Annotated in this window: 13 protein-coding genes; 7 read left to right on the top strand and 6 right to left on the bottom strand. The window is 39.4% G+C overall.

Annotated elements, in window-relative coordinates; translation table 11 throughout:
- Position 1: 1 nt before the first annotated feature.
- A complete protein-coding gene (locus TRESU_RS00920; RefSeq protein WP_041611855.1) occupies positions 2 to 625 on the bottom strand; it encodes a diacylglycerol/lipid kinase family protein in 624 nt (207 codons plus the stop codon).
- On the bottom strand, positions 622 to 879 hold the full coding sequence (locus TRESU_RS00925; protein WP_148228225.1) for an acylglycerol kinase family protein: 258 nt from the start codon (positions 877 to 879) through the stop codon (positions 622 to 624). The genes TRESU_RS00920 and TRESU_RS00925 overlap by 4 nt, the downstream gene beginning before the upstream one ends.
- A 192-nt stretch (positions 880 to 1,071) precedes the next feature.
- On the opposite strand from TRESU_RS00925, the gene TRESU_RS00930 reads away from it, so the two are divergent.
- From TRESU_RS00930 to TRESU_RS00950, 5 genes are all read left to right on the top strand, one after another.
- Positions 1,072 to 2,136 (top strand): PTS sugar transporter subunit IIC, encoded by a 1,065-nt coding sequence (locus tag TRESU_RS00930; protein WP_013700455.1) that lies wholly within the window; start codon positions 1,072 to 1,074, stop codon positions 2,134 to 2,136.
- 47 nt (positions 2,137 to 2,183) lie between these two features.
- On the top strand, positions 2,184 to 4,589 hold the full coding sequence (locus TRESU_RS00935; protein ID WP_013700456.1) for a putative glycoside hydrolase: 2,406 nt from the start codon (positions 2,184 to 2,186) through the stop codon (positions 4,587 to 4,589).
- A complete protein-coding gene (gene mnmE / locus TRESU_RS00940; RefSeq protein ID WP_013700457.1) occupies positions 4,586 to 5,974 on the top strand; it encodes a tRNA uridine-5-carboxymethylaminomethyl(34) synthesis GTPase MnmE in 1,389 nt (462 codons plus the stop codon). Before TRESU_RS00935 ends, mnmE begins: the two co-directional genes overlap by 4 nt.
- Before the next feature lie 34 nt (positions 5,975 to 6,008).
- Positions 6,009 to 6,806, top strand: coding sequence for a hypothetical protein (locus tag TRESU_RS00945; RefSeq protein ID WP_013700458.1), 798 nt, complete (start codon positions 6,009 to 6,011; stop codon positions 6,804 to 6,806).
- A gap of 90 nt (positions 6,807 to 6,896) precedes the next feature.
- The gene (locus TRESU_RS00950) at positions 6,897 to 7,313 is read left to right on the top strand and encodes a hypothetical protein (RefSeq protein WP_013700459.1); all 417 of its coding nucleotides are present in this window, start codon (positions 6,897 to 6,899) and stop codon (positions 7,311 to 7,313) included.
- A 46-nt stretch (positions 7,314 to 7,359) separates the two neighbouring features.
- Here TRESU_RS00950 and TRESU_RS00955 read toward each other — a convergent pair whose 3' ends face one another.
- Both TRESU_RS00955 and TRESU_RS00960 read right to left on the bottom strand, forming a co-directional pair.
- Complete coding sequence (locus TRESU_RS00955) at positions 7,360 to 8,253, bottom strand: DUF4349 domain-containing protein (RefSeq protein ID WP_013700460.1); 894 nt, start codon at positions 8,251 to 8,253, stop codon at positions 7,360 to 7,362.
- Positions 8,254 to 8,312: 59 nt separating this feature from the next.
- Entirely contained in the window at positions 8,313 to 9,194 is an 882-nt protein-coding gene (locus TRESU_RS00960) for a PHP domain-containing protein (protein ID WP_013700461.1), read from the bottom strand.
- Between the two features lie 118 nt (positions 9,195 to 9,312).
- On the opposite strand from TRESU_RS00960, the gene TRESU_RS00965 reads away from it, so the two are divergent.
- Positions 9,313 to 10,593, top strand: a complete 1,281-nt coding sequence (locus TRESU_RS00965) for a Crp/Fnr family transcriptional regulator (protein ID WP_013700462.1) — start codon at positions 9,313 to 9,315, stop codon at positions 10,591 to 10,593.
- A gap of 106 nt (positions 10,594 to 10,699) precedes the next feature.
- On the opposite strand, the gene TRESU_RS00970 is transcribed toward TRESU_RS00965, so the two are convergent.
- Positions 10,700 to 11,260, bottom strand: a complete 561-nt coding sequence (locus TRESU_RS00970) for a flavin reductase family protein (protein WP_013700463.1) — start codon at positions 11,258 to 11,260, stop codon at positions 10,700 to 10,702.
- Between the two features lie 341 nt (positions 11,261 to 11,601).
- On the opposite strand from TRESU_RS00970, the gene TRESU_RS00975 reads away from it, so the two are divergent.
- Positions 11,602 to 12,099 carry a shikimate kinase gene (locus tag TRESU_RS00975; RefSeq protein ID WP_013700464.1) on the top strand — a complete coding sequence of 166 codons (498 nt, stop codon included), beginning with the start codon at positions 11,602 to 11,604 and terminating at the stop codon, positions 12,097 to 12,099.
- A gap of 3 nt (positions 12,100 to 12,102) precedes the next feature.
- Here the strand turns inward: TRESU_RS00975 and TRESU_RS00980 are convergent, their stop codons facing one another.
- Positions 12,103 to 14,343 carry a patatin-like phospholipase family protein gene (locus TRESU_RS00980; protein ID WP_013700465.1) on the bottom strand — a complete coding sequence of 747 codons (2,241 nt, stop codon included), beginning with the start codon at positions 14,341 to 14,343 and terminating at the stop codon, positions 12,103 to 12,105.
- Positions 14,344 to 14,382: the final 39 nt, after the last annotated feature.

A 14,382-nucleotide genomic window follows, 5' to 3' on the forward strand; every position in this document is an offset into this window, starting at 1 on the left:
TTTAGATGCCCAATATTTTTAATTTTTTTTCAAAAGTGCGGACTGTTATTTCAGAAGTTTTTTGATAGACTTCGCCATCCGTGTGCAGCCAAAGCGGAATTGTTGTCTTGAATGTTGCGCTTGAAAATTCTATTAAATTTATTCCGGGAAAAATTCCGTGCAGTCCAAAAAATGCAGTTGGCAATGCAAAAAGAATTCCCGGAACTGTTTTGTTGTTCACAATGCACAAATTCATATTTCCGTCTGATGGATTTGCTTTTGGACAGAATTTAAATCCGCCGCCTTCATAACGATGAACCATTGAAGCCGCAAAAAGAAATTTTGGAAGGATAAGTTTTTTACCATTGTCAAATTCAACTGTGCAATCCGCCTTTGGAGCATGTATAATCTGATTCAGTGCGATTGCAAGATATGTCAATTTTCCAAGCCCGAATTTGTTCAAGTTTCTTTTTATAAATGAATGTGAAGATTTTTGGCAGACCGCCGCATCAAATCCCAAGCCTGCGCTTACAACAAATTTTCTTTTTGTTTTTTCTGCAATTACTTCGCCTAAATCAAATTCGGCTGGCTTTGTTGCTGAAAGAATTTTTTCAAGGCATTTTTTCACTGACTTTGAAATTTTCATGTCGCGCGCAAAATCGTTCCTTGAACCGCGTCATTTAAAGTTCCATCTCCGCCAAGAATTACAATTGTGCAGTTTTTTTCCGCTGAAGATTTTCCGCTGATTTTGGAACATATTTTTGTAACGTCTCCATGCTCTTTTGAAAATTCAACATCGTATAGAATTTTTCTTGAAATCAAAACAGGCTCAATTTTCCTTTTCCATAAACGGAGCCCTTTCCCTGAGCGCGAAACTGGATTTACAATAAAATGAAACATTAAAAAAGAATAGCACAAAAATTCAAAAACGTCAGCGGATTGTTTTTTTCTTTTTCCTCTGATAAAATAAAATTGTAACGATGATTACGTTGTGATGACTGTCGGTTGAATCCCACAACCTAACGAGCCTACGAACGCTCCTATCACTGCATTTCCAAGTAAGCAATCTAAAAAATTTTTAAAGGACTCTTTATGAACAAGTATGTGAAACGCTACTTAATCGATGCGATGGGCGGAATGGCGCAAGGACTTTTTGCGTCCCTTTTGATCGGAACAATTGTCAAGACTTTGGGACAGCAGCTGCTTAGGCTTGGAGCAAATCCTGTTTTTGAATTTTTTGTTTCAGCAGGAAACTTTGCCTGTGAAGCTCATGTTGTTGGCGCGGCGATGGCTGTTGGAATTGGATATGCGATGGGAGCTTCTTCCCTTGTCTTGTTTACTCTTGTTGCTGTTGGCGCGGCTGCAAATGTTTCTGGCGGAGCTGGAGGACCTCTTGCAGTTCTTATAATTGCAGTTCTTTCATGCGAGTGCGGAATGCTTGTAAGCAAAAAAACAAAAGTTGACATAATTGTAACTCCTTTGGTTACTATTGCGGCTGGAGTTTTTTTTACTTTGCTTTTTGCAAGCCATATTGGAAAAGCTGCCTATTCCTTTGGAAATTTAATCATGTGGGCGACAACATTAAAGCCTTTCCTGATGGGAATTCTTATTTCTGTAATTGTCGGAATTCTTTTGACTCTTCCGGTAAGTTCTGCGGCGGTTTGCGCGGCTCTTGGACTTACAGGACTTGCTGGCGGAGCTGCTGTTGCTGGCTGTTGCGCTCAAATGGTTGGTTTTGCAGTTATGAGTTTTAAAGAAAACAGCTGGAGCGGAATTTTATCCCAGGGACTTGGAACTTCAATGCTTCAGATGCCTAATATTGTAAAAAATCCACGGATATGGATTCCGCCTACGCTTGCTTCTGTTATAACAGGTCCGATTGCGACTTGTGTTTTCAAAATGCAAATGAATGGAGCTGCGGTTTCAAGTGGAATGGGAACTTGCGGACTTGTAGGGCAGATTGGAATAATAACAGGCTGGTTTGAGCCTTCACAAGCTGCGGTCGCGCATGGAGCTGTTGCAGTTTTACCAGGAATTTTTGACTGGCTTGGGCTTGCTCTTGTTTGCTTTGTTCTTCCGGCGATTTTTTCTGTGCTATTTTGTTCCATATTAAGAAAAATTGGCTGGATAAAAGACGGAGATTTGTTTCTTCAGTAAAATTTAATTCTTCTAAATTTTAATGCTGAAGTGCCGATAAAAAGACCATGCGTATACTCTTTTTAAAATTGTGCATTTCAGCTTCATTTTTTTCTTTTTTTTCAGGATTTTCTTTTGCCCAGTCAAAGCCTTTATATAAGCTTCCGGATGTCTATCTTGAAAGAAGAGTCTCTGAAAATCCAGAGCCGTTTTTAATCGGAACGGACACAGGACTTTTTAAAATTCTTCCGAGCGGAATTGCAGACCCTTTGTGGACGGAAGGAAAAGTTGAACGCATTTTAAGAACTCAGGCAAAATGGTTTTTTGTTACAGAAAAAGGAATTTATTCTTCTTTGGATTTAAAAGAATTTACACAGCACAATATTGGGCTTCCTTCGTTAATCGTAAAAAATTATGAAAACGGTAATAAAGAAATAGTTCAGAAAATGCCTCTTTTAAAAGACATTTGCGCAGATCCGTTGAATCCGGATATTTTAGTTACAGCCACAAAAGATGAAGTTTTTATAACTCGTGACGGAGGCTTGTCTTGGAAGTCGCTTGGTTCGGCAAGCAATTACACATCTGGAATGAAAGCGGTCGCAGTTTCGCATATGCCGGTTTATGGAAAAAACGGAGAAATTGAAAGCACCGAAGTTGTTGTTTTTATGTCGCATCCGATTTACGGTTTCAGCTATTGCCGTGCCGATGAAAAAAAGCCAAAGTGGATTGATGTAAGCGCAGGTTTTTCCGCAATGAAAAGCCTTACGCAGGTCGATGAAATTTCTGACATTTTGCCGGTTTTGTGCCGCGATTCAGCTGGAAGTATTTATGCGGAAATTTATCTTTCCCAGTCGTTTATTCCTAACATTTACAGATTTGACTGGCGGACAAAAAAAGCTGAAAAAATTTACCAAGGTGAAAATCCGTGCGATGCTATTGACGGACTTTGTCAAAACGGTTCTAATTTGATTTTTTCAACAGTCGGAAAAATTCTTTCGCTTTCTCTTGAAACAAGGGAAGTTTCAGAAATTTCAAGTTTTAATTCTTGGCGGGAAAATTTAACTGCTGCAGGCGACACTATAAATTCAGCTTTTGTTCCTAAGAGCATTTCGCAGCTTGGAGCGAATGTTACTTTGAATGAGCTTTGGCTTTTAAATCCTGAAACAATTCTTTCTCCTTGGGCTTATCTTGCAAACAAAAAAAAGTCAATTTATGCGTCTGTCTATCAGCTTAGAAATTCTGCGGGAATTGAAAAGTACAAAAAAATTGTTTCTGACAACAAGCTTAATTCTGTTGTAATCGACATGAAAGATGACTACGGACTTTTGAGGTTTGAGCCGAATAGCCAGCTTCTAAAACAAAAAGGAAAAGTTACTCAGTACAAAATTAACTTGGAGCAAGTTGTAAGTGAATTTAAAAAAGACGGCGTTTATCTTATCGCGCGCATTGTTGTTTTTAAAGACAGAAATTTAGCTTCCTATGACAAAGGAAAATACGCAGTTTGGAATTCCCACACAAATTCGCCATGGATTGGAATCCGCGGAAAAGAAGACGTTACTGACGAAAATGGAAATTTGTCTGGAACAAAAACTGTTTACTATGATGAAAACTGGGTTGATCCTTACAGCGAGGAAGTTTGGGAATACAATGTTGAAATTGCAAAGGAACTTGTTTCCCGTGGCTTTGATGAAATTCAGTTTGACTACATAAGATTTCCGACCGACGGAAAAAATTTAAATTCCGCAGTTTACCGATGGCGCGACAAAGGCATGGTAAAAGAAAGCGCATTGATTTCGTTTTTGTCTTATGCCCGCAAAAATATAAAAGCTCCTATTGGGATTGATATTTACGGTGCGAACGGATGGTACAGAAGCGGAACAAGAACAGGCCAGGACGTTGAGCTTATGAGCGAATATGTTGACGTAATCTGTCCGATGTTTTATCCGTCTCATTTTGAGCAGGATTTTCTTGACTATCCGCCTTGTGAAGAGCGCGCGTATAGAATTTATTTTTACGGCTCGTTTAGGAACACAATAATCGGCAGGAACAGAATTATTGTGCGTCCTTGGATTCAGGCATTTTACATGGGTGTACGGCATGATAGAAAATATTACGACAAAAATTATGTTCTGCGTGAAATTTTTGGCGTGCGCGATGGACTTGACAGAGGGTATATGCATTGGAACAATTCCGGCGGATATTATGAAGACATAAGCCCGGATCCTCAGTATAACGAAATTTCTCCGTGGCATGAAAAAGAATGCGATTTACAGAAACGGATTCCGGCGTTCAGTCTGGGAATAAAAAATTCTTTAGATTCCGATTTGCAGGATTTGGAGCAGAAAAAAGAAAATGCAAAGGACATGATTTCAATTTGGAATTCTGTGTTGGACAATGAGCTTGAATACGAAAACGCAAGTGTTACAACAAGAAATTTTCTTCATGTAAAGCCTGTATTTGGTGGAAGCAAATGAACAAATATACGCCGGAAGAACCGATAGCAGCAATTGCAACGGCTCTTGTTCCTTCTGCAATCGGCATAGTCAGGACGAGCGGAAAAAACTGCATTGAGCTTGTAAGCAAAATTTTTTCACGCAAAAAGGCTCTTTTGCAGGCTGCAGGAAATTCTCTTGTTTACGGTTGGATTGAAGATTCAAGAATTCAAAACGGAAACAAAAAGATTGATGAAGTCATGCTTGGCGTTTACAAAGCTCCAAAGTCTTTTACAGGCGAAGACATGGTTGAAATATTTTGCCATGGCGGAGTGAATGTTGTAACTTCAATTTTTTCCTTGCTGCTTGAAAATGGTTTTAGAAAAGCCGAGCGTGGAGAATTTACATTTCGGGCTTATATAAACGGAAAAGTTGATCTTACAAAAGCCGAAGCCGTAAAAGAAATAATAGACAGCCGCACAAATGCTTCCAGAAGCCGCGCCGCCGGACGTTTAAGCGGAAATCTTTTTGAGCAAATTTCTTCTATTAAAAAACTGATTTTGGACACAATTGGAAACATTGAAGTTGAAATTGAATATCCAGAAGACGAAGAAAATATTTCAGAATCATTTGACACTTCATTGCTAAAAGCCGCGCAGAAAAAACTTTCAGACTTGGCTTCTTCTTGGAAGGCTGAAAAACTTTATCAAGACGGAGCAAGAGTTGTTTTGTGCGGAAAAACCAATGCCGGAAAATCAAGTCTTTTCAATTCGCTTTTAAAAGAAGAGCGCGCAATTGTCAGCAGCATTGAAGGAACGACACGGGACTGGCTTGAGTGCTGGACAGATTTTGCAGGAATCCCTGTAAGGCTTTTTGATACTGCCGGTCTTAGAAAAACTTCGGACTTAATTGAAGAGCGTGGCGTTGAGCTTGCAAAAGATTTAAGCCAGGATGCGGATGTCATTCTTTATATTGTGGACAGTTCAAAAGGAATTTTAAAGGACGATTTGGATTTTATTGAAAGCCAGAAAAATATTCCGGTTGTTTTGGTTTTGAACAAATGCGATTCCTTTGATTTGAATTTGGATGGAATAAAAAAAGTCTGGAAAGATTCTGTAAAAATTTCTGCAAAAAATAATATCGGAATAGAGCTGCTTGTTTTTAAAGTAAAAGACATTTTGTTTGACGGCGAAAAAACTGAACGTGAGCAAAGCGGGCTTGGTTCGGCGCGGCAAAAAAAATCAGTTCAGGAAGCACTGGAACGAGTAACGCACGCTTTGGAAATTTCTCAAGATTTCAGCTACGGACTTGATGCGGTTGTTCAGGATTTGGAAGATGCTTTGGAATGCCTTGGTGAAGTTGCCGGTGAAGTTTCTCCAGATGATGTCCTTGAAAATATTTTCAGCCGCTTTTGTGTCGGCAAATGACAACAGATTTTTTTTTCAGTATAATCAGATTCAAATGAACGAAATTGATTTTTTAGCGGAAGAAATTTTTTTACGGTACGGAAATGTAAAGCGCGCGCGCGGACCGTTTTTGTATACAGAAAAAGGCAAGCGTCTTACAGATTTGTATCAGGAAAATGGCAGGGCAATTTTGGGCTGGGGCGGCTCTTCTGCATTCACAATGCTGAAAAATGCTATTGACCGTGGAGCAACCGGAAGCTTTAAAACTTGTTTTTCAGGTCGGCTTGAAAAATCTGTAAATGCACTTTTCTTTGGATGCGAACGCAAAGTTTTTATCTTTGCAAAAAAATCTGACTGCCTTTCCACCGCTGTAAGAATCAGTCCTCAAAATACTTTTGTCTGGAAGCCTTGGAGTGAAGTTGCTTTTGAAAACGACAATGCTGACTGCATAATTTTTGAGCCGCCTTTTCCTTGGACAAGCGGAATTTATATTCTTGCTGTAAAAACTGATTTGGCTGAAAAAAATCCACAAGATGTTTTAAAGGAAACTGTAAAACTTTCTTCTCCAATTGAAGCCGCTGTTACACGCTCAATTTATAATTTGATTTCAGCATTGCAAATCCGGCAGGAAAAAGACTGGTTTATTTACGATTTGGCTTTGACAAAATACTGGCAGAGAAAAGGTCCTTATCTTTTTCCGAAGATTTCAAAAGAGCTTTATGGAAAATTTATTTTGCATTGCCTTGACCTTGGAATTGTCGTAAGTCCTGTTTACGAGCAGCCGAGCATTGTTCCGTTTGGCGCGGATAGAGGCGTTTTTGAAATTTTAAAGAAAAATCCGTTTGTCTTTTAGTTTAATAAAAAACTGTTGGATTTTTGCTCAAAACTGAATTATATTTGATATAGGCATTTTATTGCTGAACATATTTCTAGGAGGAAAAATATGAGAACTGAAAAAAGCGGATGGACTGCGGCGCTTTTGATTTTGCAGATTGCAGTTGGAGCAATGCTTGCAGTTGGAGGAATCTGGGCTTTGCAGGGCGGTGGAGATTTTGCTGCAAGAGCAATCAAAGGTCTTGTTTCTGGCAATGTAGAAAATATTCTTGTAATTGTATTCGGAGTGATTGAACTTCTTGTTGGCGTCTTTATGATTTTAAAGATTGTGATTGGCGACCGCTTTGGAAGCTTTGGAACTGTTCTGGCTCTTATTGCAATTGTTGTTTGGATTGTTGCCATTGTTCTTTCTGATATTCTTGGAGCAAGCGGAATTCTTAACGGCGGCTCAAAAAATTTCCTTGAATGGCTTTATACTTTTGCCCAGCATCTTATTATTCTTGGCGCGATTTTAGCAGTAAGATAAGCTTAAAGTCAAAAAGCAAAAAGCCCGGCAAAAATGCCGGGTATTTTTATTTTCTTATTCTTGCAAAGAGTTTTCTTAAAAGTCCCACTTTTCCAAATCCGAGCCAGTAAATAAGCATAAGGAATAGAACAGAAGGAACTCCAAAAATTACAATGTACAATGCGGTGAAAATAAATTTCACAAAGAAATTCAGTATGTTTGCGAAGAACTGGCGCAGTTGTGAATTTGTGTCGGGCATTACAAATCCGCTTTCATTTTGATTTACAGGAAGCTCCGCAGTAACATAAATTGTAGAATAATCAATTTGCGACTTTAAGCGGTTCATTTGTCCTTGCATTCTCTCAAGCTCAGAAGTTACATCGTTGATTTTTGTTTCAATCTTGAGCATATCCTGCATGTCTTTTGCTTCTGAAAGATATTTTTTTAGACGTTCAAGCAAAACTTTGCGTGTTGAAAGCCGTGTGTCCAAGTCATAAAATTGCTCTGTAACATCGCTGGAATTTATATTTTTTGATTTAAGCTTTCCGATTTGTCCGCATTCCTGCATTGCCTGCGAAAAAGAGCCGCTTGGAATTTTTGCCGTTATTCTTATGGAGCTTGTGTTTTCAAACGAGTCTGAAATATATCCGCCGAATTTTTTTATCCAGGATTCAACGGATGATTTGGAGTCTGAAAGATTTGAAACTTCAATTGTAAGGTTTCCTGTGTAGATGAGTTTTCGGTCTTGTCTTGGCTGCCCTGATTCAGAAGGAAGCTCTGTTGATTCTTCAAACGCCATGTCCTGCATCACGTTCATTGCGGAATCTGCCCTTGCCGACATTTTCATTGTCTTTGCCATTGGCGCAAACATTTCCGTTTTTACAGCCTGATTTTTTCCGCATGAAATAAATAAAAAAGCCGCAACCAAAGCCGCCGCTGATTTTCTTAAAAGATGTTTCATTTTTCCTCCAAAGCTATGTATTCATAATAACTCATTTTGCCTTGGGTTACAATTTTGCGTTAGCCTGCTGAAAATGTGTGGTCTGTTCCGCTGTGAGCTTTTTCCAATGCGGGCTTTAACTGTTCTGTCCAGAATTTGTCTTCAATTTTGTATCCGCCTGACGAATATCCGATTTTTCTATCTGCGCGGACTTTTTCTCCGTGAAAATCGCTTCCTGCTGTTGAAAGCATTCCGAGCATTTCTGCAAGTTCTTCAAGCCGCCGGGCTTCAGAAAACCTGATTCCCGGATGATGCGCTTCAAGTCCCTCAACGCCCGAATTTCTTACTTCAAGCATTGTCTCTTCCATTTTTCCCCAGGAAACGTACATCGACATTGGATGCGCTTGAACTGGAATTCCGCCGGATTCTTTTATTGCTTCCACGGCTTTTCTTAAATTTTCCCCGGTTTTGTCTACATAGCAGGGACGGCCTTTTGCAAGGAACAAGTTAAATGCCTGCTGAGTTTTTTTTATTATTCCTTTTTCCATGAGAAGTTTTGCAAAGTGAGGTCTGCCGATTGTTTTTGTGCCGGATTTTTCCACAAGCTCTTCATAGGAAATGTCGATATTTTGTTCTTGAAGTTTTTGGATTATTTTTTTGTTTCTTGAATCGCGTTCGCCTCTTAAAAATTCAATTGTTTCAAGAAGTTTTTTTCCGGGCTTTTTAAGTCCCAGTCCAAGAAGATGAAATTCTCCGCTCGGCCATTCTATAGAAATTTCTATTCCCGGAATGAATTCAATGCCAAGCTCTTTTGCTTTTTCTTGAGCTTCCAGAATTCCGTCTATGTTGTCGTGGTCTGTAAGCGCGATTGCTGAAATCTTTTTTTCTGCGGCGTAGGAAATTAGCTGGCTCGGTGTGCAAGTTCCGTCGGAAGCTGTTGAATGTGTATGCAAGTCTATCATGCGGAATTCTCTTTAACAAGGTAGCATAAATAAAAAAATTGTGATATACTAAACAAGTATAGGTGTTTTTTTTCAAATCAATGCTCTTTTTAGAGTTTTGGTTTTTGCGAGGAAGGTTATGTCAAAGGTTGTGCAATTCAGCAAAGGCTCTATTATTTTTTTTGAAGGCGACAAAGACGAAAATATTTATATTCTCCAGTCAGGCGCAGTTGCTTTGCGTAGCATGGATTTGGAAACTGGAGAGCAAATTTCAGAGCAGCTTCATATTGGAGAATTTTTTGGTGTAAAAAGCGCGCTTGCCAAAATGCCGAGCCTTGTAACTGCTTCCGTGCTGGTTGATTCGATTGTTGTTCAGCTTTCAGTTTATGAGTTTGAAAAAATGTTCGGCTCAAAGGCTTTTATCACAGAAAAAATGCTTAGAGTTTTCAGCAAGTCGCTTAGAGATATTCATAAAAAAACAGAGCAGTATTTAGGCGGAAACAGTATTTCAATTTCGCCGGAACACGGAATGTTTATGGTTGCCAACGCTTTTTACAATGACGGCCAGTTCAAAAGCTGCTGCGATGTTCTTACTAGAATTTTAAAGCTGAATCCTAATCCTGCGAACAAAGTTGAAATTGCAAAGCTTTTTACCAATGCGAACACAAGAAAAGGCAGGGAAAATGCCAATAATATTTCTTCCGAGGATATTTCCGCAAAATCTGGAAGCCTTTCTGTAAACCAGTTTTCACTTCCTGCTTTTGACCGTTTTACAAAAAAATACAAGCGCGGTGATGTCATTATAAGTGAATTTGAGCCGGGCGAAACTTTTTATCTTATAAAATATGGCGAAGTTCAGATTGAAAAGTGCATAAAGAGCCAAAACAAAAGCCTGGATATTCTTGGCAGCGGAGCTTTTTTTGGTGAAATGGCGATTCTTGACAATTCCCAGAGAAGCGCGTCTTGTGTTGCCAGAACTGATGTTGCCTGTCTGGAATTCAACAAGGAAAACTTTAAGGCTCTTGTGCTTGGAAATCCGCAGATTGTAATGAATCTTCTTAAGCTTTTCTGCAAAAGAATTTATGACCAAAACCGCCAGTTTAAAATTATTCTTATAAAAGATATTTACACAAGAATTTGCGATGTTTTTTTGATGTATGATGAGCTTGCCGGCGGAACTTCCAGAAGAAAAGACGATGACGGAAATTTTAAGCGCAAATTTTTTATTACTGCAAATGACATTGCAAGCTGGGCTTCTATTCCGCTTGATCAGGCAAAAGATTGTCTTGTGCGTCTTATGGACCGCGGAAAGATTCAGATTTTTGAAGACTACATGATTGTTTCTAATATCCACGATTTAAGAAGAATTGTTGACTCATATTACATGAAACTTGGTTCAACAACAAAGCAGCCTACTTAATTAGCAAAAAAGGCTGTCTTTTAAGAAGTTTTGACAACTTAAATGACAGCCCTGACAAATGTGTGCATTCAGTAATGATAAAGAATCAAGACAGAAGATGACTTTTTTATTTCAGTTCAAGACCGATGCTGAACGCTTTTCCTGCAAAGTCGCCGAGTTTAAGATAATGCTGGTTCACCGGATCGTAGGAAATCGGATTCAGCTTTTTCACATCAACTTTTCCGTTTGAATCAAGAACAGAATCGTCAATGCTCACGTTCACGATTTGACCGAACAGGTGGCTTGTCTTTTCATCGTAGCTTATGAGATTGCACTCAAGCGCAAACGGAAGTTCCCTGATTAATGGCGCGTCAACAAATTCCGACTTTTCCGCATGGAATCCCGCCTTTGTGAATTTATCCGGCGTATTGTTTGCCGAAACAAGTCCGACGTAATCGCATTCCTTTGCTAATTCCGCAGTTCCCACGCTGACTGTAAAAGCCTTGCGCTCAAGGATGTTTTTTACAGTTTTATGCGACGCGCTCAGGCAAAGCCCTATCTCCTTTTCATCACTGATTGAGCCCCAGGCCGCGTTCATTGCGTCCGGAGTTCCGTCCTTGTCGTAAGATGCCACAATAAGCACCGGCATAGGATAAAGCCATTCTTTTGCACCGAAGTTTTTTCTCATAATTCCTCCAACACATTCGCAATGAAATGAGAATATGCAGTTGATAATAAGGGTTGCAACGCAAACTTTTAAATAAAAACTTTGACGCTATGTTAGGCAAAGTTTTTATTACATTCTCCTGTAGAATATTCAGTCTGTTAGCAGATATACAAAATATACAAAAAATTTTTACGTTTGGCATTAGCTGCTTCAGGGCAAACGCATTATAAATAATTTAAGTAAAGTTTGCGCGAAGGAACCGTGCCTGGGAGCCAGTTTTATGCTGAATACATTTATAATGCGTTTGTCATGTTAGCTGCTTGAGGTTGACCGGCAGTATTTTTTTTATGATAATCAGCTTTATGAAAAACAATGTGATTTTGATTGGAATGCCTGGAGCCGGAAAAAGCACAGTTGGCGTTGTGCTTGCAAAACTCTTGAATTATAAATTTGTTGACAGTGATATTGTGATTCAGCAGAAAATGAAGAAAAAACTCAATGAGCTGATTTTAGAGCAAGGTGCGGAATATTTTAAGAAGATTGAAAATAAAATCAATTCCGGCTTGAATATAAAAAAATGTGTTGTTGCTACAGGCGGAAGCGTTGTTTTTGGAAAAGACGCAATGGAGCATTTTAAAAAAATCGGCACAGTTGTTTATTTAAAAGCAAGTCTTGATTCCCTTGAAAAACGTCTTGGAGATTTGGACAAAAGAGGAGTTGTCCATAAACCGGGAGAAACTCTTTTGGACATTTTTAATGAGCGTTCACCTCTTTATGAAAAATATGCGGATATAATTATAGACGAAAATGATTCAGAAATATCCAAGATTGCAATGAAAATAGAAACTGCTATTTTTTAGGAATTATCTAAGTCCCAAAGTAATGCACCATTCCAGGCTTGAGTTCATGCTTCCGCCGAAGACTAAGTTTCCAAGAATCGTGTGAAGCACAATGTAAAGGTCTCCTCCAGCTTCAAATTTTCTGCCCGCAAAAAGCCTTCCCTCAGGAGAGTCTTGGTCTATAAACGGGTCATAGTCTGAGCTTACCGCGGCTTTTGCTTCTGCCACAGCGAGCAACGGTATTCCTGAAAGATTTGTTATCTTTTGCCTGAAAGAAATTCCTGCAATTGCAAAGTCGCGTCTCAATGTTCCTGTTGGATAGCCGCTCATTCCGTCCGCACCTCCAAAATTACAGTAGCCGGAATTCAGCTCGTAAGGAAATCTGTTGCTGCAGAAAACAGAAGAAATTCCGATTGAATTTTTTTCGTCCGCAAGCTCAAATCTTTTTTCCGCTGAAAATCTAAAGTCGTAAATTGGGTCGTCTTGCATATCGTCTGTTTTTCCGCCGAAATTAAAAATAGATTCCAGCCTGCCGCCGTAAAGAGAAGCGTAATCGTTGTGCAGCGTTGTAAAAATAATTTCGCTGTGAAGATAGCTCGTGTTGTGCCATTTTTCAGTTGCGATTAATTTTTCCGCGGAATATGCAATGCCGGCTTTTGCTGTAAAATAATCTGTGTGCCTGAATCTGATTCCGCCGAAAAGCTCAATGCCTCTGTCTTCTGCAATCGTTCTGTCGTTAAAGTAAATGTTTGTCGCCGGAGAACAGCTTCCGTACTTGAGTGAATTTTTAAAGTCAAGGCTCAATATGCTGTCTTTAAAATCCGCCAGCTTCGGGAAAAATTCAGTTTCAAAAGTTATTGTGTTTCCGAATGAAAGCCTGAAAAGGGATTCAATTGGAGTGCGCAAGAAAACTCCTGCCGTAAAATTTGGATCTACAGAAAGATATTGTTGAGGCTTGTAGCTTGCGACAGAAACAGATGAAGTTCCTGTGAAAAAAATCTGATTCATGTTCTGGTCGTAGTGGTTCGCAAGAATTTCAAGAGTTGTGGATTCGTCTTCGTTTTGGCTTAAAGAATAAGTGAGCGACGAAAGATGATAGTGCTCCTTAAGCTTGCCTAGTTTTTTTGTAAGCTGCTTTTTAGTTTTATCATTGAGCGTTTTCCCGAGAAATTTTTCAAATTCTTTTTCCGCGGGAATTGGAACTGGCTTGGAAAACGAAATGTCTTTTACGACAATTTTATCTATAGAAAAGTCCGGCATTTTGTTGTATTCACTTTCACGGTTGTAGTCCAGTTTTTCAAGTGTTCTTCCAGCTGATTCAATTTGCCTTGCAATCTGCGAAATTTTATCTTTGTTCTGCTGAACGCAAATTTCGCCTGCCCTTACAATTTGATGCGGTTTCATAAAATCAAATGTGCTGAATTCTGAAAGATCCGGCCGCAAGACGATGTCCGCATAGCTGTACTGTTCAACCGCATTGTAAGAAATAATCAAATTGAAAATCTGCACCGCCACAGAATAAAAGTCAGAAAGAGTTTCTGGAGGAGTATCAACAATGCTTGCAACGTCCATTGAAATTACGATGTCCGCGCCCATTTCCCGTGCAAGTTTGAGCGGAAGATTGTTTCTAAGTCCGCCGTCCATTGAGTACAAGCCTTTTTCCACTTGGGCTGGCGTAAAAACTGCTGGAATGGAAATGCTTGCTCTTACCGCGTTTACAAGCGAGCCGCTTTTAAATATTAGTTCCCTGCCAGAAATAGCGTCTGTTCCAATTGCCCTGAACGGAATCGGAAGCTTGTCAAAATCTGTGATTGCAAGAACCCTGCTAAGGTGATTGGTAAGCTCGCAGATAATCTGCTGGTCGCCAATGATTCCAGGGGCGGAGCCGAATTTTCCGTCTGCAATTGAAAACGAAAGAGTTATGCCGTCTGTTTTTTTTGAAAATGCTTCGGGCGGAATTTTTTCTGGAGTTGAAGGGCGTTCATTCAAAATTGTCATAAAATCCATGGACAAAAGAGTTTGTCTTATTTGCTTTGGAGTGTAGCCTGCCGCGTAAAGTGAGCCAATAAGCGCGCCCATGCTTGTTCCCAAAACCATATCCGGGCGGATTCCTTCATTTTCCAAGGCTTCAAGAAGAGGAATTTCCGCAAAACCTTTTGCGCCGCCTCCGCTTAGAACCAGCGCAATCTTTGGACTTTTTGCAAATGAAAAACCGAATGTAAAAACAGAAAGCAAAACCGCCGAAACAACAGACTTAAAACTCATGGCAAAAGAATATCATTTAGTAGAAAAAAAATCAAAAAA

This window comes from Treponema succinifaciens DSM 2489, assembly GCF_000195275.1.
Taxonomy (GTDB): domain Bacteria; phylum Spirochaetota; class Spirochaetia; order Treponematales; family Treponemataceae; genus Treponema_D; species Treponema_D succinifaciens.

What these genes read in the sequence shown, in the direction of transcription:
- TRESU_RS00920 (WP_041611855.1), bottom strand. Translation starts at nt 625, where the DNA reads ATGAAAATTTCAAAGTCAGTGAAAAAATGCCTTGAAAAAATTCTTTCA.
- TRESU_RS00925 (WP_148228225.1), bottom strand. Translation starts at nt 879, where the DNA reads ATGTTTCATTTTATTGTAAATCCAGTTTCGCGCTCAGGGAAAGGGCTC.
- TRESU_RS00930 (WP_013700455.1), top strand. Translation starts at nt 1,072, where the DNA reads ATGAACAAGTATGTGAAACGCTACTTAATCGATGCGATGGGCGGAATG.
- TRESU_RS00935 (WP_013700456.1), top strand. Translation starts at nt 2,184, where the DNA reads ATGCGTATACTCTTTTTAAAATTGTGCATTTCAGCTTCATTTTTTTCT.
- mnmE (WP_013700457.1), top strand. Translation starts at nt 4,586, where the DNA reads ATGAACAAATATACGCCGGAAGAACCGATAGCAGCAATTGCAACGGCT.
- TRESU_RS00945 (WP_013700458.1), top strand. Translation starts at nt 6,009, where the DNA reads ATGAACGAAATTGATTTTTTAGCGGAAGAAATTTTTTTACGGTACGGA.
- TRESU_RS00950 (WP_013700459.1), top strand. Translation starts at nt 6,897, where the DNA reads ATGAGAACTGAAAAAAGCGGATGGACTGCGGCGCTTTTGATTTTGCAG.
- TRESU_RS00955 (WP_013700460.1), bottom strand. Translation starts at nt 8,253, where the DNA reads ATGAAACATCTTTTAAGAAAATCAGCGGCGGCTTTGGTTGCGGCTTTT.
- TRESU_RS00960 (WP_013700461.1), bottom strand. Translation starts at nt 9,194, where the DNA reads ATGATAGACTTGCATACACATTCAACAGCTTCCGACGGAACTTGCACA.
- TRESU_RS00965 (WP_013700462.1), top strand. Translation starts at nt 9,313, where the DNA reads ATGTCAAAGGTTGTGCAATTCAGCAAAGGCTCTATTATTTTTTTTGAA.
- TRESU_RS00970 (WP_013700463.1), bottom strand. Translation starts at nt 11,260, where the DNA reads ATGAGAAAAAACTTCGGTGCAAAAGAATGGCTTTATCCTATGCCGGTG.
- TRESU_RS00975 (WP_013700464.1), top strand. Translation starts at nt 11,602, where the DNA reads ATGAAAAACAATGTGATTTTGATTGGAATGCCTGGAGCCGGAAAAAGC.
- TRESU_RS00980 (WP_013700465.1), bottom strand. Translation starts at nt 14,343, where the DNA reads ATGAGTTTTAAGTCTGTTGTTTCGGCGGTTTTGCTTTCTGTTTTTACA.